11 protein-coding genes are annotated in these 9,848 nt (G+C 60.3%); 9 read left to right on the top strand and 2 right to left on the bottom strand.

What is annotated here, in order from left to right; all coding sequences use genetic code 11:
• The first annotated feature begins 138 nt into the window (after positions 1–138).
• Genes LAT62_RS06660 through LAT62_RS06645 form a run of 4 tightly spaced genes read left to right on the top strand, consistent with a single transcriptional unit; the run spans position 139 to position 3,051 of the window.
• Complete coding sequence (locus LAT62_RS06660; protein ID WP_293380864.1) at positions 139–459, top strand: DUF3392 family protein; 321 nt, start codon at positions 139–141, stop codon at positions 457–459.
• Positions 354–1,298: a S1/P1 nuclease gene (locus tag LAT62_RS06655; protein ID WP_293380861.1), complete on the top strand. Its 945-nt coding sequence runs from the start codon at positions 354–356 to the stop codon at positions 1,296–1,298. The genes LAT62_RS06660 and LAT62_RS06655 overlap by 106 nt, the downstream gene beginning before the upstream one ends.
• Complete coding sequence (locus LAT62_RS06650; RefSeq protein WP_293380858.1) at positions 1,295–2,134, top strand: hypothetical protein; 840 nt, start codon at positions 1,295–1,297, stop codon at positions 2,132–2,134. The genes LAT62_RS06655 and LAT62_RS06650 overlap by 4 nt, the downstream gene beginning before the upstream one ends.
• Positions 2,131–3,051 carry a response regulator gene (locus LAT62_RS06645; protein ID WP_293380855.1) on the top strand — a complete coding sequence of 307 codons (921 nt, stop codon included), beginning with the start codon at positions 2,131–2,133 and terminating at the stop codon, positions 3,049–3,051. Before LAT62_RS06650 ends, LAT62_RS06645 begins: the two co-directional genes overlap by 4 nt.
• A gap of 1 nt (position 3,052) precedes the next feature.
• Here LAT62_RS06645 and ubiA read toward each other — a convergent pair whose 3' ends face one another.
• Both ubiA and LAT62_RS06635 read right to left on the bottom strand, forming a co-directional pair.
• Entirely contained in the window at positions 3,053–3,937 is an 885-nt protein-coding gene (gene ubiA / locus LAT62_RS06640) for a 4-hydroxybenzoate octaprenyltransferase (RefSeq protein WP_293380852.1), read from the bottom strand.
• A complete protein-coding gene (locus tag LAT62_RS06635; protein WP_293380849.1) occupies positions 3,934–4,464 on the bottom strand; it encodes a chorismate lyase in 531 nt (176 codons plus the stop codon). Before LAT62_RS06635 ends, ubiA begins: the two co-directional genes overlap by 4 nt.
• 251 nt (positions 4,465–4,715) lie before the next feature.
• On the opposite strand from LAT62_RS06635, the gene LAT62_RS06630 reads away from it, so the two are divergent.
• From LAT62_RS06630 to LAT62_RS06610, 5 genes are all read left to right on the top strand, one after another.
• Positions 4,716–4,988, top strand: a complete 273-nt coding sequence (locus LAT62_RS06630) for an HU family DNA-binding protein (protein ID WP_293380846.1) — start codon at positions 4,716–4,718, stop codon at positions 4,986–4,988.
• A gap of 369 nt (positions 4,989–5,357) precedes the next feature.
• Complete coding sequence (locus LAT62_RS06625) at positions 5,358–5,744, top strand: RidA family protein (protein ID WP_293380843.1); 387 nt, start codon at positions 5,358–5,360, stop codon at positions 5,742–5,744.
• Entirely contained in the window at positions 5,744–6,211 is a 468-nt protein-coding gene (locus LAT62_RS06620) for a hypothetical protein (RefSeq protein ID WP_293380840.1), read from the top strand. Before LAT62_RS06625 ends, LAT62_RS06620 begins: the two co-directional genes overlap by 1 nt.
• Positions 6,211–8,295, top strand: coding sequence for an ATP-dependent DNA helicase RecG (gene recG, locus LAT62_RS06615; protein WP_293380837.1), 2,085 nt, complete (start codon positions 6,211–6,213; stop codon positions 8,293–8,295). The genes LAT62_RS06620 and recG overlap by 1 nt, the downstream gene beginning before the upstream one ends.
• 144 nt (positions 8,296–8,439) lie before the next feature.
• A complete protein-coding gene (locus LAT62_RS06610; protein ID WP_293380834.1) occupies positions 8,440–9,843 on the top strand; it encodes an HDOD domain-containing protein in 1,404 nt (467 codons plus the stop codon).
• The last annotated feature ends 5 nt before the right edge of the window (positions 9,844–9,848 follow it).

The raw sequence follows: 9,848 nt of genomic DNA, 5'->3' as shown, positions 1-9,848 counted from the left end.
AGCAACTGACTTGTAATCAGTAGGTCCCGGGTTCGACTCCTGGTGCCGGCACCAAGTATGCACATCGCCATGCCCGGACAATGCAAATTGTCCGGGTTTTGTCGTTTTCGGGGTCCGTACTTTCGGGAAGGGTTTACCATGTCTGCTTTGCTGCTCGAGTTTTCCGGTCTGTTTCAGCCGCATCTCACCTTTCTCTCCACTGGTCTGGTGGCTTCACTGCTGGTGATTTTCGGCCATGACATCAATCGCGCCGTGCGCGGACTGGTGCGCAAAGCACATTTCGTGCTCCGCACGCTGGTTTTTGTCATACTCTGTGCATTGGGCTACGGCTTCATGACCGTACAGGGGGGCCTATGGGTGGCCAGAGCGCTGTCTTCAATCGACGCACATTTTCTTGGCATTATCATTGTGCTGGCTTTTCTGGCGGTCGGCTATCTGGCCGAGCGGCGCAGTGCCTGATCACTCTGGGTCTGGCGCTTTGCCTCGCACTGCCGGCGCAAGCCTTTGGCGAGCGGGGGCACCAGATCGTGGCTCAACTGTCCACCTATTACCTGTCCGACGATGCGCAGGCTCTGGTGCGGGACCTGTATGGCGAACATTATCGCCGCCTGCTGCTGGAGGACGCCAACTATGCGCAGCAGGTCACGCGCCGCCGGGGCAACGAGTGGCGCCTGGGGTTTCATTACACTTTCTTTGAAGAGGGTGACACCGGCTTTCAGCCTGAGCGACACTGCCCGAATGGTATCTGCTCAGTAGCTGCCGTGCTGGATGCTGAAGCCGTATTGGCTGACGAGTCGGCCAGTCGTGCACGCCGACTGGATGCCTTCCGTTTTTTGGTGCATTACATGGCCGACCTGCACGATCCGGTCAATGCCGGATTCAGCCATGACAGGGGCGGCCGGGAAACCGAACTGGTGGGCAGCGATCTGGAACGACGCAGCCTGTTTGAAATCTGGCAAAACGATCTTTTCGACCACCTGTCTCACCCGCCATTTGTGATGGCCAATATTTTTGCTCGCCAGATTACCGATGAGCAGCGCCGCGAATGGCAGCAGGGCGAGCCGGCCAGTTGGGTCTGGGAAACTCATGAAGTAGCGCGTGACCTGGCTTATCCGCTGGCTGATCGCGCCGGCGGCTGGAACAGTGTCTATCGCCGCGAGGCATTGCCGGCATTGGAGACGCAGCTGAAAAAAGCCGGCGTGCGCCTGGCAACGCGACTCAACCAGGTGGCTGCAGCCGGCCTGATCCAGGACCCATTGCCCGGAAATACCGATGTGATGGAATTCGAGGCGCCATGACCGGGCATGGTTTACTCTATTGTTATGGGGGCTATGAACTGCTGTCGGCCTTGAAACGCAACGAGTTGCCCCTCACTGATTTTGCGGATTTGCCCAGCCCCTGGCTGCGCGGAGAGACTGGGGTCGGCAACGAAATCGAGTTGACCGAAGACCAGTGGCAGCAGGCGTTGCAGGCTCGCTATGCGGCGCTGCCAGAGCATATCCGGGCGGCCGTCGACTTCGCCTATTTTGCGGCACAGATGGAGCTCAAGCGGGACCAGCTCAGTGCGGAAATTCTGCAAACCCTGGTGGCCGATCAACAGGCAGACGAGGCGCTGGATCTGGCCCGCCATGAAGGGGTCACAGTATTGCGCCTGCTGGAAAGCCCGCTGAATCCGCTGGGCTGGCAGTTGCTGGGCGAGGGCTACCAAGGGCTCTGTATCGGGCTGCAGAGCGGACAGGCCCTGTTTCAGGCCACTGCCGGGCAGCCGCGACTGCTGCGTCATGTCCGTTATGGTCCGCACCGCACCCTGCAGGCCACGGACGCCTTGCCTTTTCCCGGCTGGTTTGAAGAGCCGGAGGCCTTGTCGGCTATGCAGGAATGGCGCCTTGCCCTGCCGCGCCGGCAGGCCAGGCAGCGTGACGGGCGCAGTTGGCTGCCACTGGGTACAGCCGTCGTCAGCGAGCTATATCTGGGCCCCGGCGCGGACGACGAACTGGCTGATGCCGTGCGTGATTTGCAGCGCCTTTATCAAAGGTATCGCCAGGCTCGCCGCTATAGTGTCAGGGCTGCCCAGCGCAGCTTCTCGTTGCAGGGGCGTCCGGATAACGACGACAACAACAGGTCTGAAACATGAGTGACACACTGCGGGTTCTGGTGGTCGATGACGCCAGTTTCATACGCGATCTGATCAAGCGGGCCCTGCGCAGCCAACTGTCGGGCATTCAGATTGATGAAGCCAATGACGGCCGTCGAGCGCAGAGCATGCTCAATCGCAATGACTATGACCTGGTGCTGTGCGACTGGGAAATGCCCGATGTGTCCGGCCTTGATGTGCTCATTGAACTGCGCCAGGGTGAGAAGGACCGGCAGGCCGAGCGCCTGCCGTTTATCATGGTGACCAGTCGCGGCGACAAAAGCCATGTCACGCAGGCCGTCGAGGCAGGCGTCAGCGACTATATCGGCAAGCCGTTCACCAGTGATCAGTTGCTGCGCAAGGTCATTCGACAACTGGCAAAAAATCACAAGGCCACCCTGCAGAAAATGATGGGCAAGTCCGAGCGCTCGGTGTCTGACCAGGCGCGCTCGGCGGCCAACAACAGTGCCGCAGCGCTGATGGGCGGGAGCCCACAGCCGCCCAAGGCGGCCCCCGCCCAGGATATGGGCGGCGCCAGTGCGCTGATGGGGGGTGCGGCGCCGGCGGCAGCACCGGTCAAAGAGACAAAAGCCAAGGTGGGTCGCCTGAAGCGGGAAGTGCGGGCTGACCTGCGCCTGCCGGATGTGACCTTCTCGGCGCTGATCGAAGATCTGAACCTGACCCAGGCCTTGTTGCGCGTGGAGCGCCAGAAACGACTGCCCCAGTTGTTCGAGCAGGCCGCTCTGGATATTGATCTGGGTGGCGAGCGCATGGCCCGTCTGAACATATTCGTGTTCTCGCTGCAGGCCACCAGCACTGACTTTGACTGCGACAGCCTGCTGGTCAACGTGCGCTGGACCGATGAAGATCCGACCAAGTACGAGGACCTCTCCCGCTTTATTGCCAGGGTTCGCTGATTCAGCTGGATTGAAGCAGAAGTGTTATCAGACTGCGGTCAGCGACCGTACCGGCAAAAATCACAAGCCCGACCCAATGGTTGTGCAGAAAGGCACGGAAACAGGGCAGGCGCTCCCGTTCCCGAATCAGCCAGTGTTGATAGCCAAACAATACGACAGCACCAAGCAGTCCCAGATAATAGGCAAAACCGCTGCCGGTCATTTGGCCGGCCAGCAGCATGCCGAGCAGAAACAAACCCTGCAAAAGCCCTATTGCTACCCGGTCAAAGTCGCCGAACAGAATGGCCGTTGAGCGGATACCAATCTTGAGGTCATCATCGCGGTCAACCATCGCATACAGGGTGTCATAAGCCATGATCCAGCAGACGGCGCTCAGAAAGAGCACCCAGGTCACCGGTGTAACGGGCATGCTTTCGGCCGCATAGGCCATCGGAATGGCCCAAGAGAACGCCAGACCCAGAAACAGCTGTGGCAGATGCGTATGACGCTTCATGAACGGATAGAGTGCCGCCAGCCCGACCGCCCCGAAAGACCAGAGAATCGTGCTCAAATTGGTGGTGAGCACCAGCAGAAAAGACACCAGCACCAGCACAGCAGCCAGTATCAGGGCTTCGCGCTCGCTGACCTGACCGGTCACCAGGGGGCGATCCACAGTGCGCTTGACGTGCCCGTCCAGGTGGCGGTCGGCATAGTCGTTGATCACGCAGCCGGCACTGCGCATGAATATCACCCCCAGGATGAACACCAGCAAGGTATGCAGGCCGGGAATGCCGTCGGCGGCAAACCACAGTGCCCACAAGGTCTGCCAGAGCAGCAGGTAGACCCCGATGGGCCGATTCAGTCGGGTCAGTTGCAGGTAGAGGGGCAGGCGCTGTGTCCACTTCATTGCACGGTCACCAGAAAGTCGTCGAGAAACACTTCTATCAGAATGATCTCCTGTGTGCCAAGCCTGAACCAGCTGCGTCGTGCCAGACCCCAGTCCAGTGTGGCGAAGTCCATGGTCACACGCTGCAGTTCAGCCTGGGCAAACAGGAAGGCGCCCAGGGGTTGCCTGCCCAGCCGCCGCAGGCGCCGGATCAGCGCCTGATGTCGGACCGGTACCAGGGTCAGGGCTCTCACCCAGCCTTCATTGCGACCGCACAACAGGACTTCACGTTGCCAGTAGAGACCGTGTCCGGCCCCCCGTGCCACACTGGGCTGCGGCACGGGGCGCCCGACCGCGCCGAAAAACCGACCTTCGCGCAGTACATCCACCCTGAAATCCCCTCCGCTCAGGGACAGGAGCTTGGCGGTCAAAGAGCCGGTGTCGGTCAGCCAGTCGCGGGCAACACCGTTGTCCGGCGGCGCAGCCTGCCAGTCGATCCGAGCGCATCTAATGGGCCAGTCTTGCAGAATACGGGCTGTATCAGTCATGCTTTTCCGTCACCGGCACAGGGTGCGCGCAGTGTAACTGCGGCCTGATAAAATGGCTATCCTGTCCGTCAGACTGGTCAATTTACGAGCGAAACAGCCCGAGAAAGCAAAAAAACCGCCGTTTGCGGAAACATTCGCTTGACGACAGCGCTCTGGCCTTCAAGAATGGCTCTACGCTAAGGCGTGCGGCCTGTTTTCAGAGTCGCAGGTCACGATACAACCGAAACAATCCAAGTAGAGGAATGGCCCATATGCGTAAACCGGAACTGGCAGCTGCCATCGCTGAACGTGCCGAACTATCCAAGGACAAGGCCAACGACGTATTGAATGTTGTCCTGGACGAGATCACCAACTCCGTGTCCAAAGGGGATGCTGTCACCCTGGTCGGCTTCGGCACTTTCCAGAAAAAGAACCGCAGTGCACGCACTGGTAAAAACCCTCAGACCGGAGCTCCCATCCAGATTCCGGCCAGCAGCACTGTCGGCTTCAAGCCCGGTAAGGCCCTGAAAGATTCCGTGAACTGAGCTTCATTGGTCTGCACGGCTGCATGCTTCGGCATGGAGCCGTGTCTCCGCTCAACCCGTTCAGCTTTTCCCGCCGCAACTCCCCTTGTCCTGCTCTACCGCACCCTGGCCTCAAGGGTTGTGCCGCCGAGCCAACCGCGCCTGATCAGTATCAGATAGCAACGCCCGCAATGCTCGCACAATGGGCTCATCGACGTGTCGTTTTTCCGAAAGGCGACCCGGTTCTGACGACTGCAGAACGGGCACTGAATTGAACGTTCGTGCAGGGATGATGATTTTCTGAACCATGGCATAATGGCGGACACTCAGTGGCTGAAAGCTGGCTGTTGTCTTCACTCATCCGAATACTTTAATTGGGGAGCCCAATCCATGTCACGTTCCGTTGTTCAAACCGATCAGGCGCCGGCTGCAATAGGGCCCTATTCACAGGCCATTCGGGCAGGCAATACTGTCTATCTGTCAGGACAGATTCCGCTGCAACCTGACACCATGGCGCTGGTCACCGGTGATCGGCAGGCCGAAGTCGAGCAGGTGTTCAGCAACCTGCAGGCCGTCTGCACAGCGGCCGGTGGCAGCCTTGCCCATATCGTAAAGTTGAACATCTTTCTCACTGATTTGAGCGACTTCAATCTGGTGAACGAATGCATGCAGCGCTTTTTCAGTGAGCCTTTTCCGGCCCGCGCGGCTATCGGGGTTGCCGCATTGCCCAAAGGTGCCAATGTCGAAATGGATGCCGTCATGGTGCTGGAAGACTGATGGCTCGCATCGGTTGTCGGGTCAGTGCACTGCTGGTACTGGTCAGCCTGGTCTGGTTTGCTCCCATGGCGGTCGCCGATGACCAGAACCGGGTCTCGGTCTATAGCGGATACTATGATGCAACACCCGATGGTGGCCTCTACTTTGGCTTAGGGCTGGGTGGCGTACTGCAGTTCAATGAACTGGAATACGGCACCAACCGGGGTATTCGCCAGATTGCCTTCTATGGCACCTACCAGGTACCGTTCTTTCGGGACTATGTACACGGGCTGCTCGGCGTCGGGTTTGCCAACTTCATCATCGAGGACGAGGGCCTGAGGGAGCGCCTGACACCGGATGTTGCCCTGATCAAGGGTGGCTTCAATCTGCGCGTACTGGGGCCCCTGTATGTGGAGGCCCTCGCCGAAAACAGCTATTTCGGTACCGAGCGGGCGGATTACAAACTGCAACTCAGGTTCAATTTCTGATGGAGAGCGGAGAAGACGTCCAGTTGTCGGCGCTGAAAGGTGTCGGCCCGCAACTGGCGGAGAAACTGGCTCGGCTGCACCTGCACCGGATGTCTGATCTGCTCTTTCACCTGCCCTTGCGTTATGAAGACCGCACGCGCACGCAACCTCTGGGCCAGTTGCGCCTGGGTCAGCATGCGTTGGTACAGGGCACCGTTGTGTCTGCCCAAGTGCAAATGGGTCGCCGCCGTTCTCTGCTGGTGAAAGTGCGCGATGACAGTGGTGAAGTCGGCCTGCGGTTCTACTATTTCAGCCGGGCGCAGCAACAGAAGCTGCAACCGGGTACCGCCATTCAGGCGTTTGGAGAGGTGCGACGCGGCGCCACTGGCCCCGAATTCTATCATCCCGACTATACCGCAGTGCCTGAGGGCACACCTCTGCCTGCCCCCAATGGCACACTGACGCCGGTCTATCCGACCACAGAAGGGCTGACCCAAAAGCGGCTGCGCCAGTTGCTCGAGCAGGCGCTGGAGTGGCTCAAGCACAGCCATGAGCTGGCCGACCTGCTGCCGGCTGAGATACGTCGACAATGGGACCTGCCTGACCTGCCGACTGCGTTGCAGTTCGTGCATCATCCCCCTCCGGCGACCGATCTGGACACCCTGGCCAGTGGGGAGCATCCCTGTGTGGCTCGGCTGGCCGTCGAGGAACTGCTGGCGCAGCACCTGGGCATCCGGCAACTGCGCCATATAGCCCGGCGGGAAGCCGCTCCGCCCCTGGCCCCGGAGCACCGCCGCCTGCAGCAGCAATTGCTGCAGGCCTTGCCGTTTGCACCGACCGGTGCCCAGAAGCGGGTGCTGGCCGAGATCGAAGCAGATCTCGAGCGTCCGGAACCCATGTTGCGCCTGGTTCAGGGTGATGTCGGGTCGGGCAAGACCATGGTGGCCCTGCTCGCCATGTTGCGTGCGGTGGATGCCGGCTGGCAGGCCGCCTTTATGGCCCCCACCGAAATTCTGGCAGAGCAACATGCGCGCAACCTGTCCGAGTGGCTGACGCCACTGGGTGTCGAGGTGGTACTGCTGCAGGGCAAGCAGTCGCGGCGTCAGCGTAGCGACGCACTCGCCCGGTTGGCGGCGGGTGCATCCTGTGTGGTGGGCACCCATGCGTTGTTTCAGGCAGAGGTGGTTTATCAGCGCCTGGGCCTGGTGGTGGTCGATGAGCAGCATCGCTTCGGCGTCGATCAGCGCCTGTTGTTGCGTGAAAAGGGCCGCCAGCAGGGCCTGGTACCCCATCAGTTGATCATGACCGCGACGCCGATTCCGCGCACCTTGGCCATGTCGCTGTATGCCGACCTGGATGTATCGGTGATCGATGAATTGCCCCCCGGTCGCACCCCGGTGGTCACCACGGTGCTCAGCAATCAGCAGCGGGACAAGGTGATTCAGCGCGTGCGTGAAGCCTGCGCTGATCGGCGCCAGGTGTACTGGGTGTGCACCCTGATCGAAGACAATGAAGAGCTGCAGGCCCAGGCCGCGGAGGAACTTCATGGCCAACTGTTGGAGACCCTGGCGCCCGTGCCGGTCGCGTTGATTCATGGGCGTATGAAGAACAGCGAAAAATCTGCTGTGATGCAGAGTTTCAAGGAGGGTGATATCCAGGTGCTGGTGGCAACCACCGTCATCGAAGTGGGCGTGGATGTGCCCAATGCCTCGGTGATGATCATTGAGAATGCAGAGCGCCTGGGGCTGTCCCAGTTGCATCAGCTACGCGGCCGCGTGGGCCGGGGGGCGGCAGACAGCTATTGTGTATTGATGTACCATGCGCCGTTGTCACAAGGCGGCAAAGCGCGTTTGAACACCATGCGCAGTACCAGTGACGGCTTTCAGATTGCCGAGCAGGACCTGTTACTGCGCGGCCCCGGAGAAGTGCTGGGCAAGCGGCAGACCGGTGAGGCCGATTTCCGCATTGCCGACCTGCAGCGCGACCAGCATTGGTTGCCTGCGATCAAGTCCATGGCGCAGACCCTGGAGAAGGACTTCCCCGATATTGCAGACGCCCTGCTGTCGCGCTGGTATCCGGAAGGCCTTGAATATGGCAAAGTCTGAGACACTGCAAGTCGATGCAGAAAAATGTGATCTTGTCGGGGACAGTATCAGTATTCCTGACTAGACTGAGACAAGGGTGTCGCTTCAGGCAGTAGTTGGCCCCACAAGCAACTATCGGTCGAGGCCGATCGACGGAATCGTTCAATGAACAATAATGCAGCAGAATCCATGAATGCCTCTGATCCTACCCCTAGTGCAGTGCGCCAGTATCTGGCGAGCCAAGGAGTCGAGTCGCGGCTGGTGACCCCCCGTGAAGCGCGAAAGTTCCCGCGGGTCGAGTGTATCCTGCTGGCCGACCGATTGGGCAAGGTGGCCTTGCTGCTGCCGTCCGATCGCCTGCTTGATCTGGTCGCTTTGCGCCAGCAGACCGGCCGTGAGCTGGTCGCCGCGGAGCTCAAGGAGCGCCAGGCGCTGCTGCGACAGCATGGCCTGCAGGAACTGCCGGCGCTGGATGCATTGCTCGGTGTGGAAGTCCTGCAAGACCAGTATCTGCCCAGCGAGGGGGAGGTCTGTATCCAGAGTGGCGCGCGCGGTTCCTTGCTGGCACTGCCGGCCAAAAGCCTGGTAAAAGACGAGGCTACCCGGACCGTTGATGTGTCAGTGGCCGTGCCGGAGATGGAACTGGACTACGAACTGAGTCTGTTCGATCTGGATCGGGATGCAATTGAAGACTCCATCAGCCGCTTCACCGCCAAGCGCATTCGCCAGCGGCTGGAAGAAACGCTGGAAATCCCGCCACTGCCTCATACCGCACAGGAAATCATTCGCCTGCGGGTTGACCCGAGTGCCGATATCAGCAAGCTGTCGGCCATTGTCGAGAAGGACCCCAGTCTGGCCGCTCAGGTGACCAGTTGGGCATCGTCCTCGTATTATGCGGCCCCTGGCAGTGTCAAATCGGTGCAGGACGCCATTGTGCGTGTTTTGGGTTATGACCTGGTCATGAATCTGTCGCTGGGTCTGGCGCTGGGCAAGACACTGAGCATGCCGCCGGACGAACCGCAGGGTGTGGTGCCTTACTGGCAGGAAGCCGTCTATACCGCAGCGACGGTCGCCGAACTGCACACAGCCATGCCGCGTGACTCCAGGCCCAGTTTCGGACTGGCCTATCTGGGTGGCCTGTTGAGCAACTTTGGTTATCTGGTGCTGGCGCATGTGTTCAAGCCCCACTTTTCGACCTGCTGCCGACTCTGGGAAGCCAACCCGCACCTTGATCCGCGGGTTGTGGAGGACCATGTGCTCGGGCTCAACAGGGACCAGATAGCCGCCAGTCTTCTGAACAGCTGGAACCTGCCCGGTGAGGTCTGCCTGGGCATTCGCCATGCGGCCCATCCGGACTACATGGGCCTGCACGCGGAATATGCCAACCTGATTTGCCTGGCGGTACGGATGCTGCGCCGGGGACGCATGGTGCCGGGTCCCAGTGTGCCGCTGGAAAGCCAGTTGTTTACCGGGCTCAATATTGCCCCCGACCAGGCCCGCGCGGCGCTGGAGCGGGTGCAGGAAGGTCGTGAAGCCCTGGATGCCCTCGCGCGCGGCATGGAGCACTGACCTCG

The organism is Natronospirillum sp. (genome assembly GCF_022565775.1).
Lineage (GTDB): Bacteria > Pseudomonadota > Gammaproteobacteria > Pseudomonadales > Natronospirillaceae > Natronospirillum.
The sequence above is the reverse complement of the archived record's forward strand: the minus strand, read 5'-3'. Positions and strand labels throughout refer to the sequence as shown.

Coding starts and splice junctions, on each gene's coding strand:
- LAT62_RS06660 (WP_293380864.1), top strand. CDS start 139: ATGTCTGCTTTGCTGCTCGAGTTTTCCGGTCTGTTTCAGCCGCATCTC.
- LAT62_RS06655 (WP_293380861.1), top strand. CDS start 354: ATGGGTGGCCAGAGCGCTGTCTTCAATCGACGCACATTTTCTTGGCAT.
- LAT62_RS06650 (WP_293380858.1), top strand. CDS start 1,295: ATGACCGGGCATGGTTTACTCTATTGTTATGGGGGCTATGAACTGCTG.
- LAT62_RS06645 (WP_293380855.1), top strand. CDS start 2,131: ATGAGTGACACACTGCGGGTTCTGGTGGTCGATGACGCCAGTTTCATA.
- ubiA (WP_293380852.1), bottom strand. CDS start 3,937: ATGAAGTGGACACAGCGCCTGCCCCTCTACCTGCAACTGACCCGACTG.
- LAT62_RS06635 (WP_293380849.1), bottom strand. CDS start 4,464: ATGACTGATACAGCCCGTATTCTGCAAGACTGGCCCATTAGATGCGCT.
- LAT62_RS06630 (WP_293380846.1), top strand. CDS start 4,716: ATGCGTAAACCGGAACTGGCAGCTGCCATCGCTGAACGTGCCGAACTA.
- LAT62_RS06625 (WP_293380843.1), top strand. CDS start 5,358: ATGTCACGTTCCGTTGTTCAAACCGATCAGGCGCCGGCTGCAATAGGG.
- LAT62_RS06620 (WP_293380840.1), top strand. CDS start 5,744: ATGGCTCGCATCGGTTGTCGGGTCAGTGCACTGCTGGTACTGGTCAGC.
- recG (WP_293380837.1), top strand. CDS start 6,211: ATGGAGAGCGGAGAAGACGTCCAGTTGTCGGCGCTGAAAGGTGTCGGC.
- LAT62_RS06610 (WP_293380834.1), top strand. CDS start 8,440: ATGAACAATAATGCAGCAGAATCCATGAATGCCTCTGATCCTACCCCT.